The sequence below is a fragment of the Streptomyces sp. NPDC044064 genome, from assembly GCF_056434245.1.
In genome coordinates, this window is sequence record NZ_JBWKFN010000013.1 from 56,156 (window position 1) to 79,407 (window position 23,252).

A 23,252-nucleotide genomic window follows, 5' to 3' on the forward strand; every position below is an offset into this window, starting at 1 on the left:
CTGCGAAGGTCAGTTGACGTAGACCGGGACGCCCGCGTCGGTGACCGGGGCGTACTTGGCCGTGAAGTAGCCGTTCGCGAAGCACAGTGACGACCCGGAGCTCTTCGTGAACTGCTGGTTGGTGAAGGCGATGCTGCTGTCGCTGTTGTCGGCCTTACCCGTCAGGCTCGGCGCCTGGTAGACACAGGTGATGGTGCCCAGCAGGGTGCGCAGCTTCACCGTGGTCTGGATGGTGGAGCCACTGGCCGGCGAGACGGTGAGGGTGCCGTCGGAGGCGACCGTCGCACTGTAGGGCAGGTTGTCGACCGTGATGCTGCTGACGCCGAGCACACCGGTGACGTTGCTGGTGCAGCTGCTGCTGTTGAAGGTGTGTCCGGTGACCGACTCGGTGGCCGTACCGGGTGCGGTCGGGTTGCCCGTGACCGTGGCGGTGAACTGCGACGACGTGCAGGTGACCCCACTGGTGCCGGTCGCGCTGGAGTAGAGCGTCGCGGTCGTACCGGCGGCCAGCGGTGCGGTCAGGGTGTCGCCGACCGCGGCGGCGGGGCCGCCGGCGCTGCCCGTGGTCAGGACGGCACTTCCGTCCGCGGAGGCGGGGACGGCCACGGCGACGGTGAGCGCGGTGACGGTGCCGGCGAGGGCAAGGAGGGATCGCGTGCGCATGCGGGTGCCTCATTTCTGGGGTGGGGGGCAACGTGAGGTGACGTGGGGGGTGTGGGTGACGTGGGGGGTGGCGCTGTGGGGGCGGTGACGCGACATGGGGTGCGCGCCGTGGAGCCGGGGCTGATGCGGGGTGGGCGGGCCGCCGTCGCCGGGCCGTGACGCCTTCTCCGTACGTGACGGACCGGCGACGGCGGCACGCCGGACACCGGTCGAAGACCTCGGGGGAAGGCCTCCGGCCGGGCCGGACAAGGGGCGGCCGGGCACGGACCGAGGAGGGAAGCGACCGTGCCGATGCCGCGCTGGTGCGGTGCGGTTGTCGAAAGAAGGAAGGCAGAGCGGTTACCGAGATGAAGGCCGGGAACGCGGCCGATGCCGCTCGGCGGATCCGGCGCCACGGATCCGGGGAAACCAGGGAGAGTTGTAGACCTGCTCAACCATCAACGTCAAGGCGCAGCAAGGGAGTTGCTGTTCATCGGGGGCGGTGGGACATCGCTTCGGAACGCGGCTCGTCAGCACCCGCGCACATCCAACACCCTTTTTTCACAACTCCCTTGACCCTTCAAAGTAACCGGCGGTAACTTCCTCGAAGGCTACTGCCGCGTAACGAGAAAGCCCTTGCATCCGCCGGGAGTGCGAGGAGACGTGTGCGGCAGCCGCTGTCCGCGCCAGGACAACGCGCCACTGAAGCCCAACCCGCATTGATCTATGCCCATGGGAGCAGACATGGCCTCGTCCCCGGACCTCTCGTCCGCCGACAACACCCCGGAGAGCCCGGGAAGCGGTTCCCCTTCCGAAGCCCCAGCCGCGTCCGGGACCGCCGCCGGCGGCGAAAGACGAGGCCGGGTACGACTGCGCAGGGCCGCTGTCATGGCGGTGCCCGCCACGATGGTCGCCGCGGGCCTCGCGGTCCTCACCGCGCAGGGCGCTCTCGGTGTGCAGTTCGCGATCTCCGGTATGCCGTTCACCGTCACCGCGACGGAACTCAACGGCACCGGCTTCGAGCAGTTCGGCGGGCTCGACAACATGGCGGACGGCAGCCCGAACGCCGGGGACACCGGCGGACAGGTGCTCATCGTCACCTCCGCGATCAAGAACGCCACGCTCACCAAGCTGTGCCAGAGCGTCGACCTGGGCGGCACCAACCTGAAGATCACCGCGGGTGGTGGCGAGCAGAAGGTGACCGCGAGCGACCTCACCACCGACTCGACGGAGCTGTCGGGTGACGCGGCCTTCAACAACATCGAGATCGGCAACGACGCGAGCACGCTGAACAAGGCGAACGCGAAGGGTCCGATCGGCGTCTTCAGCCAGCAGGCCGACACCGTGCACATCGGCAACCTGCGGCAGACCAACTACGCGACCACTGCCGGGGTGTTCAAGCTGCCGGGGCTCAAGCTGGGCTTCAGCGACTCGGGTTGCTGATCCGATGCCGGAGCGTCCACGTCAGGGACTGAGGCCCGCCTTCCGCAGGTGGCGGGCCCGCCGGCCGTTCTGGGGCGGGCTGCTGCTGGCCCTCGGCGGCGGCGAGATCCTGCTCACCGAGAAGGCCTCGCTGAAGGTCGTGATGCACATCGGCATGCAGGGCCTGGCCGGTTATCTGCTGCCGGCGGTGATGCTGATCCTGGGTCTGCTGATCCTCTTCAACCCCTCCCAGCGGCTCTTCTACTCCATCATCGGCGTCCTGCTCTCCCTGGGCACCTGGCTCACCTCCAACCTGGGCGGCTTCTTCGTCGGCCTCCTCCTCGGCGTCACCGGCAGCTGCCTCGCCTTCGGCTGGCTCCCCGACCAGGAGCCCCGGACGAGCCGCCGCCGACGCCGCAAGGAGGCCAGGACCGCGGGTCGGGGCCTGGGGGAAGGAGCAGGGGAACCGGCCTGATTTCGACGCCCGACCGCCCCCGGCCGGATCCGATCCTCGGCGATGATCGACGCATGAACGAGATCGTGCTGATGTCGGATCCGAAGATCGCGGCCGTCCCGGTGGTCGACCGCGGTGAACCGCTCGTGGACGTACGGCAGCGGGACCTCGCGGTCGACCCCCGCAAAACCGATGACTCGGGCGCGTTCGCGCATCTGCGGGAAGGGGTGCTGACCCGGCTCCTCAAGGCTCAGGAACTGCTGCCGGACGGCATACGGCTGCTGTTCGTCGAGGGGTACCGGCCGCCCGCACTGCAGGCCCACTACTTCGAGGGGTACGCCGGCAGACTGCGCGGCGACAACCCGGACTGGTCGCCGGCGCAGGTCCGGGATGCCGCGAGCCGGTACGTGTCGCCGCCGGAGATCGCGCCGCACAGCGCCGGCGCCGCGGTCGACCTCACCCTCGTCACCACCGACGGGCAGGAGCTCGACATGGGCACCAGGCTGAACGCAAGCCCGGAGGAGAGTGCGGGCGCCTGCTACACGGACGCCGAGAACGTCGGCCCGAGGGCACGTGCCAACCGGCGGATCCTCGGAGACGCCCTGACCGCCGCGGGCCTGGTGAACTACCCCACCGAGTGGTGGCACTGGTCCTACGGCGACCGCTACTGGGCCCTGGCCACCGGAGCCGGCAGCGCGGTCTACGGGCCGCGCGAACTCGGCTGACCGGCCACGCAGGCATGTGTCCCCCGAACAGGTGACTTGGGAACTTCTTTGCCGGAGCGGCGAGTTCGCCGGCACCCCCGACCGGAGCACGGAGGTCGACGGCTGGATCCGGCAGCTGACCGAGCACCGCGAGGCCTACGGCACCCACGCGGCGTACGGCCACGGCGAGCCGTACGCCGTCCGCGACTCCGGCCACCACCGCTGCCGCGGAGGTCGTGGACGAGATCGGCGACTTCTTCGAGGACGACGAAGAGGAGGACTGAGGACCTGCGGTCGACATCGGCCGCCCCTGTCGCCGTCCTCCTGCCGCTTCTACGCTGTCGTTCGCCTGCGTCCGAGGAATTCGGTCCAGGTTGCCGGAACTTATCGGCCGTCCCAGAAGTTTCTACGTTGCTGTAGAAGCTGCTGCAGACGTTGTTGTCGAGGCATACGACCGTGGATACGAGGAGTTCGCATGGCCCTGTGGGACCGCGTCAAGGAGTCGGCGTCGCAGATGCAGACCCAGTTGGTGGCGAAGAAGAACGACCTGAAGAGCGGCGCCTTCCGCGACGCGAGCATGGCCATGTGCGCGCTCGTGGCCGCCGCCGACGGCACGATCGACCCGTCGGAGCGGCAGCGGGTGGCCCAGCTGATCGCGACGAACGAGGTGTTGCAGAACTTCCCGGCCGACGACCTGAGGCGCCGCTTCGAGGAGAACCTGAACAAGCTGACCACCGACTTCGACTTCGGAAAGGTGAGCGTGCTGCAGGAGATCGCCAAGGCCAAGAAGAAGCCTGCCGAGGCGCGCGCCGTGGTGCAGATCGGCATCGTCATCGGCGGCGCGGACGGCGACTTCGACAAGACCGAGCAGGCGGTGGTGCGTGAGGCGTGCTACACGCTCGACCTGCCGCCGCACGAGTTCGACCTCTGATCCGTCGCCGGTCGCGAGGATGGGGGGCATGCTCGACAGCGGTGGGCGCCGACGCCGGTGCCGCGGCCGTACCAACGGCCGCCCGCGGCGAGGCGCTCGGCCTGCTCCCGGGCGCGGTGCAGCCGGTCCAGGGCCGATGGGTCCAGGGCGGGTTCGGCCGTGGCGTCGGCGAGCCGGACCAGGTCCGGCAGGGACAGGGCCGTTCCGTCCAGCACGACGCGGGTGTCCCCGGCCTCCGGGGGCACCCGCGTCGTCGGGTCCACGGTCGCGTCCGCGCCGCGGTGGGTCAGCCGAGACCGGCGGACTTCAGCCAGGCCTTGGCGACGTCCAGCGGGTCCTTGCTCTGCGACTGCACCTGGATGTCCAGGTCCAGCAGGGTCGCCGTGTCCAGCTTGGCGGAGACGGCGTTGAGCGCGTCGGCGCCCTTCTGGGGCAGGGCGCTCTTGTAGACGAGCGGCTGGATGTTCTCGAAGCCGAAGAGGTTCTTCGGGTCCTGCAGGACGACGAACTTCTCCTTGGAGATGTCCGCGTCCGTGGTGAAGACGTCCGCCGCCTGCACGGTGTCCTTCTTCAGGGCCGCCTTGGTGAGCGGGCCGCCCGCGTCCAGCGCCTTGAAGGACTGGAACTCCAGGCCGTAGACGTCCTTCAGGCCGACCAGGCCCTGCTGCCGGGTCTGGAACTCCGACGAGGCACCGATGACCAGATCCTTCGCGACGCCCTTGAGGTCGGCGATGGACGACTTCCCGGTCAGGTGGTACTTCTTCGCGGTGGCCGCGTTGAGCGTGACCGAGTCCTTGTTCTGCGCCGGCGAGGGCTCCAGCACGGTCAGCTTGGAGTCCAGCTTGGCCTCGATGGCCGACGTGGTCGCCTCGACGGTCTTGGGCGTGGCCTTCGGGTCGAGGTAGGCCAGCAGCGCGCCGTTGTACTCGGGCAGGACCGATACGGACCCGTTCTTGAGCAGACCGTAAGTGGTCTCGCGGCTGCCGATGTTCGGCTTGTAGGAGACCTTGATCCCCTTGGCCTTGAGGGCCTCGCCGTAGATGTCCGCGAGCAGGATGCTCTCGGCGAAGTTGTTGGATCCGACGACCACGCTGTCGCCGCTTGCCTTGCTGTCCGAAAGGGGGTCGTCGCCCTTGCCGTCGGAGGAGTTACAGCCCGCCAGCAGGGCCGTCGTCGCCGCGAGGGCGACCGCCGCCGCGCCTCGGTTCCTCCGGATGGGCCTGCTGATGCGCTTGATGGAAGTCACACCACTGATCCAATCCAGCCAGTTTCGGTCAGTCAAGTGTCTCTGGGTCACCGATTGGCTTCGATGCGCGGTCAGTTGTGTGCAGAGAGCGCTCGCCTTGTAACTCATTCTTGATAAAAGGCGACGTGATTGATCCTTCAAGGGGCCTGTAGTCTCACGGAAGTCGAAATCGGTCACAGCGGTGCACGGGGCCCGCTTCCGCCGCAAGGCACCCCCCTGAAGGAGGCCCGGTGTCCACGAACCAGGTGGACGCGCCCGCCCGGCATGCCCCGGTAACCAGCGGTGTACGAGGCTTCGCCGACCGCTGGCCCTTCCGGCGCAAGCTCAACCTGCTCGTCGCCATCCCGCTCGCGGTGATCGCCGCCCTGCTGTCGTACCTCGTCAACGACCTGGTCGAGCAGTCGGACAACGCCGAGTCGGCGGCCCGGACGGTGCGGGACAGTGCGCAGGTGGCCCGGCTCGTGGACCGTGTCGAGGCCGAGCACCAGCAGGCGATCCTGCTGTCCGCGCGCTACGAGACCGGCTGGTCCAAGCCCTCGCTCGCCGCCTACCGCGCGGCGCAGGACGGGGTGAAGGCCCAGACCGAGAAGGTGCGCGCCACCTACGGCGACCGGCTGCCGAACGCCGAGGAGCAGGCCCTCAGAGAGGTCGACGGCCTCTCCAGCCTGCGCCAGAGCGTCGAGCGGGGCTATCTGCCGGCCGACAACATCGACCCCTCCTACGTCGACGTGACGGGCCGGCTGATCGACGCCCTCGGACTCGACCGCGACACCACCTTCGCGTCGACGTTCACGGGCAGCCAGCTGGACTCCCTGCTGCGCGCGGACGCCGCCCACGGCGCCTTCGAGACGAGCGTGTTCTCCGCGACGACCGGGGACCCCAACGCACTGATCGAGTTCACCAACGCGGTCGGCTCCTACGACCTCTACACCCACCAGGCCGACCGCTTCGGCCGGTTCGCCACCGAGCGCCAGGCGCAGCAGCTGGCCGGCATCGACCACACCTCCGCGCAGCAGAGCATTGCGCAGGCCTACGCCGAGCTGCAGATCGATCCCACGCAACTGGAGGCAGGGTCGCGGGCCGAGATCCGCAAGGCGGTCCAGGACGCGCTCACCGACTACCCCCGGTACCCCGAGCAGGCTGCCGCCCGGCTGAAGATCACCACCTCGCTGATCGGCCAGATCGCCGACCGTGCCGACCGCGAGGCCTCCACCGCCAAGTGGCACGCGGAGCTACTGCTGTACGGCGCGCTGGTGGCGTTCGCGCTGTGGATCGCTTTCGCGGTGCTGGTGCGCCGCTCGGTGGTGCGGCCCGTGCAGGCGCTCACCGGGGCCGCGCAGGAGGTCGCCGAGGTGGCCCGGCGCGAGCTGGACCGGGTGGCCGACGACGACGCCGAGGACGACGGTCCGCCCCGGCTGCGGGACATGCCGGTCACCGCGCGCGACGAGATCGGTGACCTGGCCGCGGCGTTCAACCGGGTACAGACCACCGCCGCGGCCCTGCTGGAGCGCCAGGTGCTCAGCCGGCGCAACACCGCCGAGATGTTCGGCAACGTGGGCCGCCGGGTCAGCAACCTGACCACCCGCCAGCTCGCGCTGATCGACGCCGTGGAGCGCGGCGAGACCGACCCCGCGCTGCTGGAACGCCTCTACTCCATCGACCACATCGCCGTACGACTGCGCCGCAACGCCGACAGCCTGATGCTGCTTGCGGGCATCCGCGAGACGGCGCTGGACGGCGGGCCCCTCGCGCTCTCCAACGTGGTGCGGGCCGCGCTCGGGCAGATCGAGGGCTATCGGCGGGTCCGGCTGTACGCCGCCTCGGACGCGATGGTCGAACCCGACATCATCGGCGACCTGACCCTGATGATGGCCGAACTCGTGGAGAACGCGGTGTCGTTCTCGCCCGAGGGCAGCCCGGTGGAAGTGACCGTCCGGTCCGGTGCCGAGGGCGCCCACGTCGTCGTCACCGACCACGGCCTCGGCATGGGCGCCGAACGGCTCACCGAGGAGAACGCCCGTCTGATCCGCCGTGAACGCCTCGACCTGGTGCCGACCAAGGTGCTCGGCCTGTTCGTGGTCGGCGCGCTGGCCCGCCGCTGGGAGATCGGGGTGGAACTGACCCGTACACCCGGCGGCGGTGTGACGGCCGAGGTGACGCTCCCGTCCTCACTGCTGCTGACGATGAGCCCGGTGGCGGAGCCGGTCGCCGTGGCACCGACGGCAACGGACGTCCCGTCCGGACCGGTGCCGTCCGGCTCCGCCACGGAGAAGCCCGAACCGGCCGCGGAGCGGCCCGAACCCGCCGGGCAGCAGACCGAAGCCGCCGGGCAGAAGCCCGACTCCGCAGGGGCGAGCACCGAACCCGCGGTCCCCCTGCCCCGCCGTGTCCCGAGCCGCGAGAGCGCCGCCCCCGCGGAGCAGCCTCAGGTCGCCTCCTCCGGCACCGCACGCCCCCTGCGCCGCCGGGTGCGCGGGGCGACCCTCCGGACCACCGCCGGCGCCACCCAGGCCGCACCGCAGACGGCACGCACCCGCGACGCCGAGGCCGAGCGCAGCGCACTGGAGGAGTTCGAGGCGGCGGTGGAACGCGCCCATCGGGACAGCGACACCGGAAGCCACGCGCGACCGCGCCCCGAGGACACCTCCTCCGCTCCCCCCACGCCGACCCCGCCGCACGACCCGAACCACCTTCCGGAAGGAGCCGAGCAGTGAGCACGTCGACAGGTGACACCCCGACGGGCGGCACCGCGCCGACCGACCTGCAGGCAGCCGCAGCCGACTTCACCTGGCTGCTGAACCGTTTCGCGACCGAGACCGCAGGCGTCGTCGACGCGATCGCGGTCTCCTCCGACGGCCTGCTGATCGCCGTGTCGGAGCTGCGCGATCGCGCCCACTCCGAACGGCTCGCCGCGATCGTCTCGGGCATCACCAGCCTGGCCGCCGGTGCCTCCGGCAACTACGGCCTGGGCGGCCTGAACAAGGTCATCATCGACCTGGAGGGCGGCCATGTCATCGTCTCCGCGATCGGCAGCGGCGCCGTCCTCGGCGTGGTCACCGACAAGGACGCCAAGCTCGGCAACATCGCCTACGAGATGACGGTGTTCGCCAACCGCGCCGGTGCGGCGCTCAGCCCGCAGCTGGTGCTGGAGCTGAAGAACACCGTCGGCGCCACGCGCTGAGGCGCGCGCCCGGACAGGAGGAGTGGACAGCCATGGCGGACGGCACCCAGCCCCCGGGCCCGGACCCGGTCGGCCCCGCCCCCGCCGTACGGCCGTTCCTGGTCACCGCCGGCCGGGTGGCGGATGCCGCTCCCGGCCGGTCGATGCCCGTGGAGACCCAGGTGGTGGCCACCGCAGCGGGTCTCGACGCGCTCGGCCGGCTCTCCTTCGAGCGGTACGACATCATCGCCGCCTGCCGGCTGCCGCAGTCGATCGCGGAACTCGCGGCCCGGCTGCGGCTGCACCTCAACGTGGTCCGTGTCCTGGCCGAAGACCTGCGCGAGGCGGGGCAGCTGACGGTCCACGTGCCCGACGTCGAGGCCACCCACGACGCCTCCGTCCTGCGCAGGGTTATCGACGGCCTCCGGGCCGTCTCCGACTCCCGAGGGGTACCGAGTGACACCGACTGAACCGCTCACCCGGGGCACGGCCGCACCCGCCGCCGTACGGCCGCCGCTGCCGGTAAAGATGGTGATCGCGGGCGGCTTCGGCGTGGGCAAGACCACCACCGTAGGCTCGATCTCCGAGATCGAGCCGCTGACCACCGAGGCGTCGATCACCGAGGTCGCGGCGGGCGTGGACGACCTCACGCACACCCCGCGCAAGACCACCACCACGGTGGCGCTGGACTTCGGCTGCATCACCATCGACCCGACGCTGAAGCTGTACCTGTTCGGCACGCCCGGGCAGGAGCGGTTCGGGTTCATGTGGGACGACATCGTGGAGGGCGCGGTAGGCGGTCTCGTCATCGTCGACACCCGCCGTCTGGACGACTGCTACGCGGCCGTCGACTACTTCGAGCACAAGGACATCCCGTTCGCGGTGGCGGTCAACGCCTTCGACGGGAAGGTGGAGCACTCCCTGGACGAGATCCGCTGGGCCCTGGACGTCTCCGACGGCGTCCCGGTGGTGGTCTTCGACGCCCGGGAGCGCGGCTCGGTGCGGGACGCGCTGCTCGTCGTACTCGAACTGGCGCTGGCCCGCACCGAGCAGTGACGCCTCAGTTGCTCCGGCGCACCCCGGGCGAGACCGCGATCCGGGACACCGCCCAGAACACCAGGAGGGTCGCGAGCGCCATCCCGGCGACCAGGGTGGCGCCGCCGACGACCTTCTCGTAGTTCTTCTGGAAGAGGCCGTCGATGATGTAGCGGCCGAGGCCGCCAAGCCCGATGTACGCGGCGATGGTGGCCGTCGAGACGATCTGGATGGCGGCCGACCGCACTCCGCTGAGGATCAGCGGCAGCGCGACCGGGAGTTCCACCTGGAACAGGACCCGTGACTCCGGCATCCCCATACCCCGTGCGGCGTCCACCGGGGAGGGGTCGACGGACCGGACCGCCTCGTAGGTCGTGACCAGGATCGGCGGGACGGCGAGCACGACCAGCGGGATCATCACGAGCGACATGCTGAAGCTCAGCCAGGTGACCAGCAGCACCAGCAGGCCGAAGGTGGGCAGCGCCCGGGCCGCGGTGGCGATCAGCGCGAGCGCGTTGCCGCCGCGCCCGTAGTGCCCGGTGACCAGGCCGATCGGCAGCCCGATGACGGCAGCGAGGGCGAGCGCCTCCAGGGAGTACTCGATGTGCTGGACGACGCGGTACGGGATGCCGTCGTAGCCGTGCCAGTGGCCGCTGTCACTGAAGAAGGCGTTGACGAAGTTCAGGACGTTCACCGGGCCGCGCGCTCCTTCGGCATCCAGGGGGTCAGCAGGGCACGCACGGCGACCAGCAACGCGTCGGCCAGTACGGCCAGAGCGGCGGTGGTCACGACGGAGTTCACCGCGAGCAGGGGCCGGTTGTAGATCTGGGCGTCGTGCAGCAGATTGCCGAGGGCGCCCTCGTTGCCGATCAGCGTGCCGACGCTCACAAGAGAGATGCTCGACGCGGTCGCCACCCGCAGGCCCGCGAGGATCGCCGGTACGGCGATGGGCAACTGGACCTGGAAGTAACGCCGTACGGGTCCGAAGCCCATGGCCGTGGCGGCGGCGAGGGTCTCCGGTGGCACCGAGCGGACACCGTCCACGATCGCGGGGACCAGCACCACCAGGCTGTACACCGCGAGCGGGATCATCACGGTCGTCTCCGTCATGCCGGTGTAGTCGATGAGGACCACGAAGAAGGCCAGGGACGGGACGGCGTACAGCACGGTGGTCACACCGAAGACGGGCGGGTAGAGCCAGCGGAACCGCACGCACAGCTGGGCCAGTGGCAGCGAGACGAGCAGCCCGGCCAGCACCGGCAGCAGGGCCTCCCGCAGGTGCAGGCCGATCAGACCGAAGTAGCTGTTCTGGAGATCGCTCGGGATGTCGAAGAAGCCGCTCATCGCGCAGCCTTCGCGTCCTGCCGGCCCGCGGTGTGGGCGGCGCGGATCGCCTCGCCGATCACCTGCTGGGAGACGACGCCGACGGCGCGCCCCTCACCGTCCACGGCGACGGCCCAGCCGACCGGGGAGAGCACGGCCCCGTCGAGCGCGGTGCGCAGCGAGTCCGTGCCGGGAACGAACGGCCGCCCGAACGGCAGCAGCCGCTCCCGGTCGATCTCCCCGGCGGCGAGGTCGTCCGGCGCGCCCCAGCCGAGCGGCCTGCCGTCGACGTCCGTCACCAGGAGATGGGGAGCGGTGCCCCGGGAGGCGAGCTTCTCCGCGCCCGCGTCGATCGCGACGACGGGAGCGGTCTGCAACTCCAGTTCGGCGGACGGGAAGAAGGAGAGCCGCCGGATGCCCCGGTCCGCGCCGAGGAAGTCCTCCACGAAGGAGTCGGCGGGCGCGCTGAGCAGCTCGGCCGGCGGGGCGAACTGGGCCAGCCTGCCGCCGGTGCGCAGCACGGCGACCATCGTGCCCAGCTTGATGGCCTCGTCGATGTCGTGCGTGACGAAGACGATGGTCTTGCCCAACTCGTCCTGAATGCGAAGAAGTTCGTCCTGCAGGCCCTTGCGCACGATCGGGTCGACGGCGGAGAAGGGCTCGTCCATCAGCAGCACCGGCGGGTCGGCGGCGAGCGCCCGGGCCACGCCGACGCGCTGCTGCTGGCCGCCGGAGAGCTGGTACGGGTACCGCTTCGCGAGCGCGGTGTCGAGCCCGACCCGCTCCATCAGCTCCGCCGCCCGGGCCCGCGCCTTCTGCCTGCTCCAGCCGAGCAGGCGGGGCACGGTGGCGATGTTGTCGAGGATGGTGCGGTGCTGGAAGAGACCGGCGTTCTGGATGACGTAACCCATCGACCGGCGAAGGGTGTTGACCGGCTGCTGCCGGATGTCCTGGCCGTCGAGGAGGATGCTGCCCTCGCTGGGCTCCACCATCCGGTTGATCATCCGCAGGGTCGTCGTCTTGCCGCAGCCGGAGGGGCCGACCAGGACGGTGATCGCACGATCGGGTATCTCCAAAGACAGCCCGTCGACGGCCACCGTGCCGTCCGGGTACCGCTTGGTGACTGCATCTATCCGTATCAAAACGCCGCGCGTCCTTCGGTTTTGGCGAGACCTGGGCCGTTGCGGGAGAGTGTAGACGGCCAGTGTTGCGGCAGTTTGGCCAGCAACCACTCCTTACCTCCGCGCCCTTCTGCGGCCTCAGCCGGCCCCCGCCATCTGCATCCCGCCCGTCCGCACCACCCGCCGCCCCGCGTCGACCGCGAACACCTCGCAGCCGGTCCGGGCCGCCGCCCAGGCCACGCCCTCCTCGCCCAGGGCGAAGGCGGCGGTGGCGGTGGCGTCCGCCTCGGTCAGGGTCGGGGCCAGCACGGTCAGGCTGAGCAGCCCGGTCGCCCGGCGTCCGGTGCGCCCGTCGAGGATGTGGTCGCCGCGCTCGTACCGCCCGGAGGTCGCCACCGCCCCGTCGGTCACCTCCAGCACCGCGCACACCCGGCCGGCGTCCTCGGGGTGCCGTATCCCCACGCGCCACGGTCCGCCGGAGACGACCACGTCGCCGCCCGCGTTCAGACAGAACCGTCGTGCCCCGGCCGCCGTCAGCAGTTCCGCCGCCCGCTGCACCGACCAGCCCTTGACCACCGCGCAGGGGTCGAGCCCCCGGCCGGGCAGCCGGGCGTCGAAGGCGCCGCCGGTCGCGGTCCGGTACTCCTCGCACAGGGCCAGGACCTCGGCGAGGTCCGCGCTCACCGCGCCGGGCACCGTCTCGCCCCGGTCCAGCCGGCACACCTCGCTGTCCGCCCGGAAGGGGCTGAACCGGCGGTCCACCGCACGCAGCCAGGCGAACGCCTCGTCGGCCACGGTGTCCCAGGCTCCCCCGTCGTCGATCCGCAGCGACACCGGGAAGCCCATCACGTGCTCGACCCGCCGCAGCATCTACGCCTCGTCCAGTGCGGCCTGCAGGGACTTGCGGTACCCCTCGCTGGTGACCGTGGCCCCGGACACCGTGTCGACATCGGCACTCTGCGCCTTGAGCGTCTCCTCGATCAGCTTCGGTACGGCGCCCTCGGTCTGGGGACTGTCCGGCTGCTTCAGCATCCGCACGGAGCTGATCCGGTCCCCGTCGAGGGTCACCTCGACCTGGACGTCCCCCTTCTCGGTGGTGACGGTCGGTCCGGCCACGGCCCGGCCGGACGAGGAGGTCCGCGGGGTCGCGGTGGTCGCGGGCACCTCGGTGGCCGTGGTCCCGTGCGACGGCTCGTAGCGCCACAGCGGGATCAGTCCGGCGACCGTGAGGGCCAGGACGGGCAGTGCTCGCTTCACGGTGTCGTTCTCCTCATCCCGCCAGGCTGAAGCGCTCGAAGTGGATCTGCCGCTGGGGTACTCCCATGTCGCGCAGGTTGCGCAGGACTGCGGCGGTCATCCCGGGCGGGCCGCACACGAACACGTCGCGGTCGCCGATGTCCGGGACCAGGCGGGCCAGTTCGCGGGGTGTGAGCGGGTCGGGGGCGGCCGGCCCGGTGATCAGGTGCAGCCGGCCGCCCTTGGCGGCGGCCAGCTCGGACAGCTCCTCGTACAGGACCGCGTCCCGCTCCGCCGTCACCCGGTAGAGCAGGACGGCGTGGCCGTCGATCTCCTCCAGCAGGGCGCGGATCGGGGTGATGCCGACCCCGCCCGCGATGAGCAGGGTGTCGGGGCGGGTGCGGTGCAGGGTGGTGAAGGCGCCGTAGGGGCCCTCGGCGAAGACCCGGGTGCCGGGCGCGATCCGGCGCAGGGCGGCCGTGCCGTCGCCGGCGGTCTTGACGGTCAGCCTCAGCTGCCGTCCGTCGGGGGCGGCCGACAGGGAGAACGGGTTGGCCTGCCACCAGCGGTCCCGGGTCAGGAACCGCCAGAGGAAGAACTGCCCGGCGGCGGCCGGCAGCCGGTCGAGGTCGCGGCCGGTGACGTACACCGAGACGACGGTGTCGGACTCGGGGACGACGGCCGTCACGCGCAGCCGGTGCCGCAGGTTGCGCCACAGCGGCAGGACCAGCCGGCCCACGAGCACCGCGCCGAGGGCCGTGCCCCACACCGCGTACCAGTAGGCCCGTGCGGCGGCGGACGCGGTGAAGGTCGTACCGGCAGCGACCTGGTGGCTGAAGGCCAGCAGCACGGCCAGGTAGGTGTACAGGTGGATGAAGTGCCAGGTCTCGTAGGCGAGCCGGCGCCGGGCCCAGCGCGCGGACACCACGCCCACCACCACGATCAGGGCGAGCGCGACGACCGCCCGCAGCACGCCCTCGGTGGTCTCGGCGAGGTCGACGAGCTGGTCCACCGGGTCCAGGGAGGACGACCGGGCGTACCCGAAGGTGATGAAGACCAGGTGCGCGAGCAGGGTCCAGAGCACGGCGAAGCCGGTCCGGCGGTGCCAGGAGGTGAGCCGGTCCATGCCGATGCGGCGGTCCAGCCAGGGCAGCCGGGCCACCAGCAGCAGCTGGAAGACCATGACGAGGGCACCGTAGAGCCCGGCGAGACGGCCGATGAGGATCAGCGCGTTGGAGCCGAGGCCTGCTTGCAGGAACAGGGCGGCCACGACCACCGCGTTGGCGGCCAGCAGCGCGTACAGGCCGGTGCGGGCCACGACCCGGGGGCGTATCGCCGTGGGGGGCGCGGGACGGGACTGAAGGGTCGTCACAGGCGGACAGCTCCTTGATCGGGACCTGGGAGTCGAGCTTCGCCCGGGGTTGCTGTCGTTTTCCTGTCGGACGACTTTCAACTGGATATCGATGTGCCCGGCGGGCACGGCCGGGTCTGGCGCGACGGAGCCCGTGACGGAGTATGAGCGGGTGGAGAAAGTACGACTGCTGGTCGTGGACGACGACCCGCCGATCGCCGACCTGGTCGCCACGGTCGCCCGGTACGAGGGCTGGGAGGCGGTCACGGCGTACTCCGGCGAGGAGGCGCTGACCCGGGCCGCCGAGTTCCGGCCGGACATCGTCGTCCTGGACCTGATGCTGCCCGATGTCGACGGCTTCGGCGTTCTCGACCGGCTGCGCGGTTCCGGGACGATGGTCCCGGTGGTGTTCCTCACCGCGCGCGACGGCGTCGCCGACCGGGTCGCCGGGCTCACCCGGGGCGGGGACGACTACCTGGTCAAGCCGTTCGCGGTGGCGGAGCTGATGGCCCGGCTCCGTACGGTGCTGCGGCGCAGCGCCGGTCCCGGCTTCACGCGGTCCGTGCTGCGGGTGGCCGACCTGACCCTGGACGAGGACACCCGCGAGGTCCGCCGTGCGGAGCGGCTGCTCGCCCTGACGCCCACCGAGTTCGAGGTGCTGCGCCATCTGATGCGCAGGTCGCCGTCCGTGCTGACCAAGGCGCAGATCCTCGACCACGTGTGGGAGTACGGCTTCGGCGGCCGCTCGAACGTAGTCGAACTGGTCGTCAGCCGGCTGCGCCGCAAGCTCGACGAACCGGGCGCCGAGCCGCTGATCCACACCGTGCGGGGCTTCGGGTACGCCGTGCGGCAGGCGGCCCGGTGATCGCCCGGCTGCGCCGCGCCTACGGCAGACTCCGCCTCGGGACCCGCCTGGCCCTGGGCCTGGGCGCGCTGTCCCTGGTGGTGTTCGCGGTGGTCGGCACGGCCCTGACGACGTACATGCGGGACTATCTGTCGGACCAGCTCGACGCGCAGCTGGGGCTCGCCCAGGTCGCCCAGTCCAGGAGCATCGCGGAACAGGGCACGCTCCAGGGCAAGAAGTACTACCGCTGGTACTACGCCGTGTACGACGTGTCGGACGGCACCCCCGTCCTGCGCAGGCCCGAGGAGAGCACCGACCTTCCCCGGGACATCGCGGACGTCACCGCCGTGGCCCGGGCGCAGATCGCCGCCGGCACCGAGGTGCTGCGCACCGAGCACCTCGCGGGTCAGGGCGATTACCGGCTGCGTGCCTGCGCGGTCGAGCCCGGTGTGGTCCTGGTCAGCGGCGCGCCGATGGACGACATCGACAACACGGTACGGCGGCTGGTCACGGTCCAGGTGGTCGCCTTCGGTCTCGCGTTGCTGGCGCTCGTGGTGTTCGGCCGCAGGACGCTCAGGCGCGGTCTCAAACCGCTCAGCGACATGGCGCACACCGCCCACGGCATCGCCTCGCACGATCTGACGGAGTCGGCGGCGCGGCTGCCGGTGCGGGCGGACGGGCGGGACGGCGGCCCGGAGGTGGCGGAGCTGCGCACCGCCTTCAACACGATGCTGGACCACATCGACGACGCGCTCGCCGTGCGCGCGGAGGCCGAGCAGCGGCTGCGCCGCTTCGTCGCGGACGCCTCGCACGAGCTGCGCACGCCGCTGATGTCGGTCAGGGGCTACGCGGACCTCTTCCAGTACGCCGCCGCCAACGCCCCCGGGGAGCGGGAGAGGCATCTGGCCCGGCTGCGCGCCGAGGCCGCCCGGATGGGCGTCCTGCTGGACGACCTGCTGCTGCTCGCCCGCCTGGACGCGGCGGAGGTGGACGCGCCGCTGCGGATGCAGGCCGCGGATCTGGTGGAGCTGACCGAGGAGGCGGCCGCCGCCTTCCGGGCCGGCCACCCCGAGCGCCCGCTGACGGTCGCGTCCGGGCCGGCCTCGGTGCAACTGCGCCTGGACCCGCACCGCATCCGGCAGGTGCTGGACAACCTGCTCACCAACGCCGCGGTGCACACCCCGGCCGGTACGAGCGTGTCGCTGGCGGTGTCCGTCACGCCGGACGCCGCCCTGGTCCGGGTCGCCGACGCGGGCCCGGGCATCCCGGCCGCCGACCGGGACCGTGTCTTCGACCGCTTCTACCGGGTGGACAAGGCCCGCAGCCGGGACCGGGGCGGCAGCGGCCTTGGGCTGCCGGTGGCGCGGGGGCTGGTGGAGGCGCACGGCGGAAGCCTCGCGCTGGACCGGGAGGAGGGGCTGACGGTGTTCACGGTCGGCCTGCCCCTGATGCCCGCGCGCTGAATGACCTCCGCCTCCTTCAGGGCGGTTCCCCTGACCCCGGGCATCCCTCACCATGGAGGGTCCGGGGCATGGCGAGGGGGCGGTCTGCGCAGGCGGAGAAGGTCGACGCGTTCGTGCTGACAGCGATCGAGCCCGAGTACCTGGCCGTCGCCGGCCAGCTCGGCCCCGGCCGCGAAAGACGACCGTCCGGTGGGAACAGGTCAACCAGCCGCCCCCGAAGGACAGTTCAGGAACCCATCACCTCGGCGCCGTCCGCCACCGCCTGGCTCTCCCGCCTCGGATACGGCCGCGCCGCCAGGACCGCCACGTCGTCCTCCGCGTGGCGTGCATCCAGGTTGGTCAGGATGGTGTCCAGGACGTCGTCCACGCCGTGGCCGGTGAAACGCAGGGCGGACAGGCGGGCCATGGAGCTGTCGATGTCCTCGCCACGGCGTTCCACGAGCCCGTCGGTGAAGAGCACCAGTGTCTGGTCGGGGGCCAGCTTGTGGGTGGCCGACTCGTAGCCGCCGAAGCCGGTGCCGAGCGGCGGTCCGACCGGTACGGACAGCGGTGCGGTCCGGCCGTCCTCGCTGATGAGCACGGGCGGCAGATGACCGGCGCTGGCGAGCGTGACCTGCCCCCGGCCGGGGTCGATCCGCGCCAGCAGACAGGTGGCCGGCCTCCGGTCGGCCTCGCCGGAGGCGATGTCGTCCATCTGCCGCAGCACGCGGTGCGGGGGCAGGTCGGAGGAGGCGATGTAGCGCAGCGAGGAGCGGTAGGCGCTCATGTCGACGGCGGCTTCCAGGCCGTGCCCCATGACATCGCCGACGACCAGCAGGGTGCGGCCGAAATGGAGCCGTACGGTCTCGCACCAGTCGCCGCCCACCAGCACCCTGCTGCTGCCGGCCGGGAGGTAGCGGATCGCGACGTCCAGGTTCGGGTGCGGCCGGCCGGGCTCCGCCAGCAGCGCACGTTGCAGGTCACCGGCCGTCTGGCTGACCAGGTCGTAGGCGCGAGCGTGCCGGATGTGGGAGGCGGCGCGTTCGGTGAGGAGGGCCAGCCGCTCGGCCTCCGAACGGGTGAACCGCGCTCCGTGCCGCCCCGCGACCAGGACGCCGTACTGGTCGTCGCCGATGGTCAGAGGCACAGAGATCGCGGGGCGGCCGGGGCTGCCCGGCGGCTGCTCGGTCCAGGGCTCCGGTTGTCTGTCGGCCGCCGGGGTGCCCACCTCCCGGGCCACGGCGGTGGCCCAGCGGACATCGGGCAGCGCGTCGGGATCTCCGGCGATCGCCTCGTACCCGGAGACGGTCTTCCCGGTCCGGCGCATGACCGCGGCCGCGCCGCCCACCAGCCGTACGACGGCCCGGGTCAGCTCGTTGCAGGTGGTTTCCTCGTCGAGCGTCGTACCGATCGCGGCCGCGGCCGCCCGCAGGACGGTCAGCCGGGCCTCCTCGCCCTCCGGCTCACCGGCGCCGTCCGCGCGGTCGCCGTCGGCGGGCACGGACCTGCGACGGGCCTGGATCCAGCGCGCGACACCCATCACCCTCACAGAATCTCAAACAGGAGCGGGCCGGGCACCAGTCACTGGTGTCCCGGCCGCCCCCGAAGCCCCAGAGGCGTCAGGACTCATCCGGCGTCAGCCGGAGCGAGATGCTGTTGATGCAGTACCGCTGATCGGTGGGCGTCGAGTACCCCTCACCCTCGAACACATGACCGAGGTGGGAACCGCAGCGGGCGCAGCGCACCTCGGTGCGGACCATGCCGTGGGTGCGGTCCTCGATCAGCTCCACCGCGTCGGTGTCCTTCGGGTCGTAGAAGGACGGCCAGCCGCAGTGCGACTCGAACTTGGTCGTGGAGGTGAACAGCTCGGCCCCGCAGGCGCGACAGGAGTAGACGCCCTTGGTCTTGGTGTCCGTGTACTCACCGGTGAAGGCCGGTTCGGTGCCGGCCTGGCGCAGCACGGCGTACTCGGCCGGTGTCAGCTCCGCGCGCCACTGCTCGTCCGGCTTGTCTACGTCGTACGACATGAGCCTCAGCCCCTTTACTGCTGCGACAGGCGGTCCAGGATCTGCGGGCCCAGGTCGGTCACGTCGCCCGCGCCCATGGTGAGAACGAGATCACCGGGCTTCGTCATTCCCGCGATCACCGCGGGGATCTCGGCCTTGTCGTGCACGGCGGAGACGTCGGCGCCCGCCGCGCGCGCGGCTTCGATGATCAGCTCGCTGGTCACCCCGGGGATCGGGTCCTCGCGGGCCGGGTAGATGTCGAGCACGACCGAGGCGTCGGCGAGCGCCAGCGACTCGCCCATCTCCTTGCCCAGCTCCTGGGTGCGGGAGAAGAGGTGGGGCTGGAAGACGACCAGGATCCGGGAGTCGCCGGCGGCGCCGCGCATGGCCTCCAGGTCGGCGGTCATCTCGGTGGGGTGGTGGGCGTAGGAGTCGATCACCTGCACACCGGCGGCCTCGCCCTTGAGCTGCAGGCGCCGCTTCACTCCGGTGTAGGCGGCCAGCGCGGGCGCCAGCTCGGCGGCGGGAATGCCGAGGGCGGCACCGGCGGCCAGCGCGGCGACCGCGTTGAGTGCGTAGTGGCGGCCGGGCACGGATACCCCGAAGGTCAGCTCCTGCCCGTCCAGCACCGCGGTGACCTGGCTCTTCAGCCCCTGCGGCAGCACGGACAGGACCCGCACATCGGCGTCCTCGGCCGCGCCGTACGTCACGATCCGCACCGACCCGTCCAGCCGCCGCGTGAGCTCCCGCGCACCTTCGTGGTCGGCGGAGATCACCAGCGTCCCGCCGGGCACGATCTTCCCGGCGAAGGTCTCGAAGGACTCGTAGATCTCGTCCATCGAGGCGTAGTTCGCGTGGTGGTCCAGCTCGACGTTGAGGACGATGGCGACCTCGGGCGCGTACTTGTGGAAGCTGCGGTCCGACTCGTCGGCCTCGGCGACGAAGATGTCGCCCTCGCCGTGCAGCGCGTTCGAGCCGGGCGCGTCCAGGTCGCCGCCGATGGCGTACGACGGCTCGCGGCCCAGCTCACCCAGCGAGACCGCCAGCATCGACGTGGTCGTGGTCTTGCCGTGGGTACCGGCCACGGCGATCGGCCGCAGCCCGCCCATCAGCGCGGCCAGCGCGTCGGACCGGTGCACCACCGGGATGCCCAGCTCGGCGGCGCGGGCCAGCTCCGGGTTGTCGTTGCGGATGGCCGACGACACGACGACGCAGCTCGCGTCGTCGGCGAGGTGCCCGGCGGCGTGCCCGATGTGCACGGTCACACCGAGCGCCCGCAGCGCCTCGGCGGTCGCCGACTCCTTGGCGTCGCTCCCGGCCACCTCGGCCCCGCGCTGCGCGAGGATCTTGGCGATACCCGACATCCCAGCACCGCCGATGCCGATGAAGTGCGGTCGGTCCATGGCGGCAGGAAGTCCGGGTGCCATGCAGGTCTCCATAAGATCCGGTACGAGGCTGGGCGCCCCTAGCCTATGCGCTGAAGGACCGGGCACCTCGCAAGAGCCGCGGGGGCAGCCGGCCCGGGAGGCAACGGGCCGTGCCGGTCCGCGGCTGAGCCGCGTGGGCGCGACCGGCCGCAAACGGCGCCGCACCCACGGACGCGACGCCCCCGCAGCGCCTAGGCCTTGCTGTGCGAGAACAGCTTCAACACCGGCACCCCCACCTTGTGCCGGGCTCTGGAAGCCCAGTCCCGGTGGAAGAACTCCTCCACATAGTGCGGGTCGGTCAGCACGATGACCTCATCCGCGCCGGACTCGGCGACCAGGGACTTCAGCGCATCCAGCGGATGATCCTCGACCAGCCGCCCCACGGCCTCGCTGCCGGCGGCCCGCAGGGCCTGGAGGGACACGTCGAGAGCCTGCTGCCCGACGCTCCGCGCCTCGTCGCCCTCGGGCGTCCTGCCCTCACGCCGGGCCTCCTCGAGTTCGCCGAGCGCGATGTCGTCGATGGCCCGCAGCAGCCGGTCCGCCTGGTCGCCGCGCGGCTGCAGGAGTACATGGAAGGAGACCTGCTCGTCCCCGTGCAAGGTGGTGACGAACTCCACGTCGGCGGACGTCAGTGCCTTCTCGATCATCAGAACGCTTGTGAACACGCGGCGCCTCTTCCCTCCGTGGGCCCGGCATGGCCCTGCGGAAACCATCCTGCCCCGTGTCGCACGGGTTGTGCCGGACCTAGTCTGCCCGTCCGAAGCTAAACGGAACGGTAGATTCCGCCGTTTTCAGGACCGGCGGTAACGACTGAACAGGAATCCGTCCTCCTCCAGCAGGGACTCGAGTCCGAAGCGGCGCGGAACGGTGACGGACGGCCCTCCGGCGATGCGCTGCGCGTCCCCCGCGCTGAGCATCGGCGACACGGTCAGGCACAGCTCGTCGAGCACGTCCGCGGCCACCAGCTGGCCGAGCAGCCGGGGCCCGCCCTCGGTGAGCTGCCGCGTGTGACCGAGGTCGGCGAGAGCGCGCACCGCACGGGCCGGGTCGACCCCCATGCCCTCCCCGGCGACGACCACCCGGGCACCGGCCTTCTCGGCGGCCGCGACCCGGTCCGGGGCCGCGGTGGCACCGGTGAGGATCACGGTGGGCACCAGCGGCGAGGTGAACAGGGGGAGGGAGAAGTCCAGGTCCAGGCCGGCGGTGACGATCGCGATCGCCGCGGCGGGGCGCTGTCCCGCGGCCTGCCGGGCCGCCGCGAACTCCGCACGCGCGCGTGCCGGGCGGTACCCCTCCTGCCGTACCGTTTCCGCGCCCACCACGATCACGTCCGCGAGCGCCCGGAGCGTGCCGAAGATGCGCATGTCGGCCGCGCTGGAGATGGGCTGGGAGTGCCCCTCGTGCTGGGCGGCGCCGTCGAGGGTCGAGACCATGTTGGCCCGCAGCCACGGCTGCCGGGCCCCGGAACCCGTCTCCGGATACGCGTAGGCGGCGGCCAGCTCGGCGAGGCTCCACTCGCGGTTCACGAGTGCGTCGGCACCGGCGGGCCCGCCGGGCCCGCCCGGCACGGGAGCCCCTGCCGCCCCGCCCACCTCCTCCCTCTCCGCGCCCCCACCGAAGGCCTGGGATGCTGTTTCGTAGGTCACAGGGAACAGGCGTCGCATGACGTGCAGTGTGACACGGCGCTTAGCATGGGTAACCGTGTCGTCCTCCACCACCGCCCCCGGTTCCAGCCCTCTGACCGATGCGGGCCCCCTCTCCCTGTGCACCCGCGAGCCACACGTCCCCGCGGACCGGCTGGTCGCCGAGATGGTGCCGCCGCCGCGCTTCGACTCGGTGCGCTTCGCCACGTACATCCCGGACCCGAACCAGCCCAGCCAGACCGAGGCCGTGGGGGTGCTGGACGGCTTCGCGGCCGGGCTCGGCGGCGCTCATGCCTCCGGCGCCGGCCGGCGTGGCCTCTTCGGGTTCGGCAGGGCCAAGGCGCCCAAGGCCCCGGCGGGCCCCCGCGGTGTCTACCTGGACGGCGGCTACGGCGTCGGCAAGACCCACCTGCTCGCCTCCCTGTGGCACGCCACCCCGGCCGAGCCCGCGCTCAAGGCGTTCGGCACCTTCGTGGAGCTGACCAACCTGGTCGGCGCGCTCGGCTTCCAGAAGACCGTGCAGACGCTCAGCGGGCACCGCCTGCTGTGCATCGACGAGTTCGAGCTGGACGACCCGGGCGACACCGTGCTCGTGTCCACGCTGCTCGGCAAGCTGGTCGAGGCGGGCGTGGCGCTCGCCGCCACCTCCAACACGCTGCCCGGCAAGCTCGGCGAGGGCCGGTTCGCCGCCGCCGACTTCCTGCGCGAGATCCAGGGCCTGTCCGCCCACTTCCGTGCCCTGCGCATCGACGGCGAGGACTACCGCCACCGCGGCCTGCCCGAGGCTCCCGCGCCGTACTCGGACGAGCAGGTGACCAAGGCGGCGTACGCCACCGCGGGCGCCTCGCTGGACGACTTCCCGCATCTGCTGGAGCACCTGGCCAAGGTGCACCCGAGCCGGTACGGCGCCCTGACCGACGGGGTGAAGGCGGTGTGCCTGACCGACGTGCGGCCGGTGCCGGACCAGTCGACGGCGCTGCGGCTGGTGGTGCTTGCGGACCGGCTGTACGACCGCGAGGTCCCGGTGCTCGCCTCGGGCCTGCCCTTCGACCAGCTGTTCAGCGAGGAGATGCTGAACGGCGGTTACCGCAAGAAGTACTTCCGCGCGATATCCCGGCTCACCGCGTTGGCCCGGGACGCGAAGGGCCTCGTCGGCTCGTAGTCAAGAGCCGGATCTCGCCACCCGACCGGCATTTTTCACGCTCTCTTGGGCTCGTAACGCCCAGTTAACCCTGCAAAGGACTTTGCAGGGTTAACGTGTTTCT

25 protein-coding genes are annotated in these 23,252 nt (G+C 71.4%); 11 read left to right on the top strand and 14 right to left on the bottom strand.

Annotation, left to right across the window (positions count from 1 at the left end; all coding sequences use genetic code 11):
* Positions 1-9: 9 nt before the first annotated feature.
* Positions 10-663 (bottom strand): Tat pathway signal sequence domain protein, encoded by a 654-nt coding sequence (locus AC07DS_RS21835; protein WP_392282188.1) that lies wholly within the window; start codon positions 661-663, stop codon positions 10-12.
* 723 nt (positions 664-1,386) lie between these two features.
* On the opposite strand from AC07DS_RS21835, the gene AC07DS_RS21840 reads away from it, so the two are divergent.
* From AC07DS_RS21840 to AC07DS_RS21855, 4 genes are all read left to right on the top strand, one after another.
* Entirely contained in the window at positions 1,387-2,085 is a 699-nt protein-coding gene (locus AC07DS_RS21840; RefSeq protein ID WP_479147608.1) for a DUF6230 family protein, read from the top strand.
* 4 nt (positions 2,086-2,089) lie between these two features.
* Positions 2,090-2,539, top strand: coding sequence for a DUF6114 domain-containing protein (locus tag AC07DS_RS21845; RefSeq protein ID WP_479147610.1), 450 nt, complete (start codon positions 2,090-2,092; stop codon positions 2,537-2,539).
* Between the two features lie 53 nt (positions 2,540-2,592).
* A complete protein-coding gene (locus AC07DS_RS21850) occupies positions 2,593-3,243 on the top strand; it encodes a M15 family metallopeptidase (protein ID WP_479147612.1) in 651 nt (216 codons plus the stop codon).
* Positions 3,244-3,697: 454 nt separating this feature from the next.
* On the top strand, positions 3,698-4,153 hold the full coding sequence (locus tag AC07DS_RS21855; protein ID WP_097251767.1) for a tellurite resistance TerB family protein: 456 nt from the start codon (positions 3,698-3,700) through the stop codon (positions 4,151-4,153).
* On the opposite strand, the gene AC07DS_RS21860 is transcribed toward AC07DS_RS21855, so the two are convergent.
* Together AC07DS_RS21860 and AC07DS_RS21865 are read right to left on the bottom strand one after the other, a co-directional pair.
* Positions 4,114-4,416, bottom strand: coding sequence for a hypothetical protein (locus AC07DS_RS21860; RefSeq protein WP_479147613.1), 303 nt, complete (start codon positions 4,414-4,416; stop codon positions 4,114-4,116). The two genes, AC07DS_RS21855 and AC07DS_RS21860, sit on opposite strands and share 40 nt — an antisense overlap.
* Positions 4,417-4,439: 23 nt before the next feature.
* Positions 4,440-5,399, bottom strand: a complete 960-nt coding sequence (locus tag AC07DS_RS21865) for an ABC transporter substrate-binding protein (RefSeq protein WP_479147615.1) — start codon at positions 5,397-5,399, stop codon at positions 4,440-4,442.
* A gap of 230 nt (positions 5,400-5,629) precedes the next feature.
* Between AC07DS_RS21865 and AC07DS_RS21870 the strand changes: the two genes are divergently transcribed.
* Genes AC07DS_RS21870 through AC07DS_RS21885 form a run of 4 tightly spaced genes read left to right on the top strand, consistent with a single transcriptional unit; the run spans position 5,630 to position 9,615 of the window.
* Positions 5,630-8,113, top strand: coding sequence for a sensor histidine kinase (locus AC07DS_RS21870; RefSeq protein WP_479147617.1), 2,484 nt, complete (start codon positions 5,630-5,632; stop codon positions 8,111-8,113).
* Entirely contained in the window at positions 8,110-8,580 is a 471-nt protein-coding gene (locus AC07DS_RS21875) for a roadblock/LC7 domain-containing protein (protein WP_479147619.1), read from the top strand. Before AC07DS_RS21870 ends, AC07DS_RS21875 begins: the two co-directional genes overlap by 4 nt.
* A gap of 32 nt (positions 8,581-8,612) precedes the next feature.
* Positions 8,613-9,029: a DUF742 domain-containing protein gene (locus tag AC07DS_RS21880; RefSeq protein ID WP_479147620.1), complete on the top strand. Its 417-nt coding sequence runs from the start codon at positions 8,613-8,615 to the stop codon at positions 9,027-9,029.
* Entirely contained in the window at positions 9,016-9,615 is a 600-nt protein-coding gene (locus AC07DS_RS21885) for a GTP-binding protein (protein WP_479147622.1), read from the top strand. Before AC07DS_RS21880 ends, AC07DS_RS21885 begins: the two co-directional genes overlap by 14 nt.
* Positions 9,616-9,619: 4 nt before the next feature.
* Here the strand turns inward: AC07DS_RS21885 and AC07DS_RS21890 are convergent, their stop codons facing one another.
* The 6 genes from AC07DS_RS21890 to AC07DS_RS21915 all read right to left on the bottom strand — a co-directional run bounded on the left by AC07DS_RS21890 (position 9,620) and on the right by AC07DS_RS21915 (position 14,646).
* Complete coding sequence (locus AC07DS_RS21890; RefSeq protein WP_479147623.1) at positions 9,620-10,288, bottom strand: ABC transporter permease; 669 nt, start codon at positions 10,286-10,288, stop codon at positions 9,620-9,622.
* The gene (locus tag AC07DS_RS21895) at positions 10,285-10,938 is read right to left on the bottom strand and encodes an ABC transporter permease (protein ID WP_479147625.1); all 654 of its coding nucleotides are present in this window, start codon (positions 10,936-10,938) and stop codon (positions 10,285-10,287) included. Before AC07DS_RS21895 ends, AC07DS_RS21890 begins: the two co-directional genes overlap by 4 nt.
* Positions 10,935-12,059 carry an ABC transporter ATP-binding protein gene (locus AC07DS_RS21900; RefSeq protein WP_479147626.1) on the bottom strand — a complete coding sequence of 375 codons (1,125 nt, stop codon included), beginning with the start codon at positions 12,057-12,059 and terminating at the stop codon, positions 10,935-10,937. The genes AC07DS_RS21895 and AC07DS_RS21900 overlap by 4 nt, the downstream gene beginning before the upstream one ends.
* Positions 12,060-12,176: 117 nt before the next feature.
* Complete coding sequence (locus tag AC07DS_RS21905) at positions 12,177-12,905, bottom strand: FAD:protein FMN transferase (RefSeq protein ID WP_479147884.1); 729 nt, start codon at positions 12,903-12,905, stop codon at positions 12,177-12,179.
* A gap of 3 nt (positions 12,906-12,908) precedes the next feature.
* The gene (locus AC07DS_RS21910; RefSeq protein ID WP_479147628.1) at positions 12,909-13,295 is read right to left on the bottom strand and encodes an FMN-binding protein; all 387 of its coding nucleotides are present in this window, start codon (positions 13,293-13,295) and stop codon (positions 12,909-12,911) included.
* A gap of 13 nt (positions 13,296-13,308) precedes the next feature.
* Entirely contained in the window at positions 13,309-14,646 is a 1,338-nt protein-coding gene (locus tag AC07DS_RS21915; RefSeq protein WP_479147629.1) for a ferredoxin reductase family protein, read from the bottom strand.
* Positions 14,647-14,737: 91 nt separating this feature from the next.
* Between AC07DS_RS21915 and AC07DS_RS21920 the strand changes: the two genes are divergently transcribed.
* Both AC07DS_RS21920 and AC07DS_RS21925 read left to right on the top strand, forming a co-directional pair.
* Positions 14,738-15,490 carry a response regulator transcription factor gene (locus AC07DS_RS21920; RefSeq protein ID WP_479147630.1) on the top strand — a complete coding sequence of 251 codons (753 nt, stop codon included), beginning with the start codon at positions 14,738-14,740 and terminating at the stop codon, positions 15,488-15,490.
* Positions 15,487-16,932, top strand: a complete 1,446-nt coding sequence (locus AC07DS_RS21925; RefSeq protein WP_479147632.1) for a sensor histidine kinase — start codon at positions 15,487-15,489, stop codon at positions 16,930-16,932. The genes AC07DS_RS21920 and AC07DS_RS21925 overlap by 4 nt, the downstream gene beginning before the upstream one ends.
* Positions 16,933-17,158: 226 nt before the next feature.
* Here the strand turns inward: AC07DS_RS21925 and AC07DS_RS21930 are convergent, their stop codons facing one another.
* The 5 genes from AC07DS_RS21930 to AC07DS_RS21950 form a co-directional block, all read right to left on the bottom strand.
* The gene (locus AC07DS_RS21930) at positions 17,159-18,451 is read right to left on the bottom strand and encodes a PP2C family protein-serine/threonine phosphatase (protein WP_479147886.1); all 1,293 of its coding nucleotides are present in this window, start codon (positions 18,449-18,451) and stop codon (positions 17,159-17,161) included.
* A gap of 79 nt (positions 18,452-18,530) precedes the next feature.
* Positions 18,531-18,938, bottom strand: a complete 408-nt coding sequence (gene msrB, locus AC07DS_RS21935; protein WP_479147634.1) for a peptide-methionine (R)-S-oxide reductase MsrB — start codon at positions 18,936-18,938, stop codon at positions 18,531-18,533.
* Between the two features lie 14 nt (positions 18,939-18,952).
* Positions 18,953-20,344: a UDP-N-acetylmuramate--L-alanine ligase gene (murC, locus tag AC07DS_RS21940; RefSeq protein ID WP_479147636.1), complete on the bottom strand. Its 1,392-nt coding sequence runs from the start codon at positions 20,342-20,344 to the stop codon at positions 18,953-18,955.
* Positions 20,345-20,535: 191 nt separating this feature from the next.
* Positions 20,536-21,009 carry an indole-3-glycerol phosphate synthase gene (locus AC07DS_RS21945; protein ID WP_479147637.1) on the bottom strand — a complete coding sequence of 158 codons (474 nt, stop codon included), beginning with the start codon at positions 21,007-21,009 and terminating at the stop codon, positions 20,536-20,538.
* A gap of 126 nt (positions 21,010-21,135) precedes the next feature.
* Positions 21,136-22,008 carry a pyrimidine reductase family protein gene (locus AC07DS_RS21950; RefSeq protein WP_479147638.1) on the bottom strand — a complete coding sequence of 291 codons (873 nt, stop codon included), beginning with the start codon at positions 22,006-22,008 and terminating at the stop codon, positions 21,136-21,138.
* A 37-nt stretch (positions 22,009-22,045) separates the two neighbouring features.
* On the opposite strand from AC07DS_RS21950, the gene zapE reads away from it, so the two are divergent.
* The gene (gene zapE, locus AC07DS_RS21955; RefSeq protein WP_479147640.1) at positions 22,046-23,149 is read left to right on the top strand and encodes a cell division protein ZapE; all 1,104 of its coding nucleotides are present in this window, start codon (positions 22,046-22,048) and stop codon (positions 23,147-23,149) included.
* Positions 23,150-23,252: the final 103 nt, after the last annotated feature.

Bases quoted from the DNA above. Each gene is read 5' to 3' on its own strand.
- AC07DS_RS21835 (WP_392282188.1), bottom strand. From the start codon at position 663: ATGCGCACGCGATCCCTCCTTGCCCTCGCCGGCACCGTCACCGCGCTC.
- AC07DS_RS21840 (WP_479147608.1), top strand. From the start codon at position 1,387: ATGGCCTCGTCCCCGGACCTCTCGTCCGCCGACAACACCCCGGAGAGC.
- AC07DS_RS21845 (WP_479147610.1), top strand. From the start codon at position 2,090: ATGCCGGAGCGTCCACGTCAGGGACTGAGGCCCGCCTTCCGCAGGTGG.
- AC07DS_RS21850 (WP_479147612.1), top strand. From the start codon at position 2,593: ATGAACGAGATCGTGCTGATGTCGGATCCGAAGATCGCGGCCGTCCCG.
- AC07DS_RS21855 (WP_097251767.1), top strand. From the start codon at position 3,698: ATGGCCCTGTGGGACCGCGTCAAGGAGTCGGCGTCGCAGATGCAGACC.
- AC07DS_RS21880 (WP_479147620.1), top strand. From the start codon at position 8,613: ATGGCGGACGGCACCCAGCCCCCGGGCCCGGACCCGGTCGGCCCCGCC.
- AC07DS_RS21895 (WP_479147625.1), bottom strand. From the start codon at position 10,938: ATGAGCGGCTTCTTCGACATCCCGAGCGATCTCCAGAACAGCTACTTC.
- AC07DS_RS21920 (WP_479147630.1), top strand. From the start codon at position 14,738: ATGTGCCCGGCGGGCACGGCCGGGTCTGGCGCGACGGAGCCCGTGACG.
- AC07DS_RS21930 (WP_479147886.1), bottom strand. From the start codon at position 18,451: ATGGGTGTCGCGCGCTGGATCCAGGCCCGTCGCAGGTCCGTGCCCGCC.
- msrB (WP_479147634.1), bottom strand. From the start codon at position 18,938: ATGTCGTACGACGTAGACAAGCCGGACGAGCAGTGGCGCGCGGAGCTG.
- murC (WP_479147636.1), bottom strand. From the start codon at position 20,344: ATGGCACCCGGACTTCCTGCCGCCATGGACCGACCGCACTTCATCGGC.
- AC07DS_RS21950 (WP_479147638.1), bottom strand. From the start codon at position 22,008: ATGCGACGCCTGTTCCCTGTGACCTACGAAACAGCATCCCAGGCCTTC.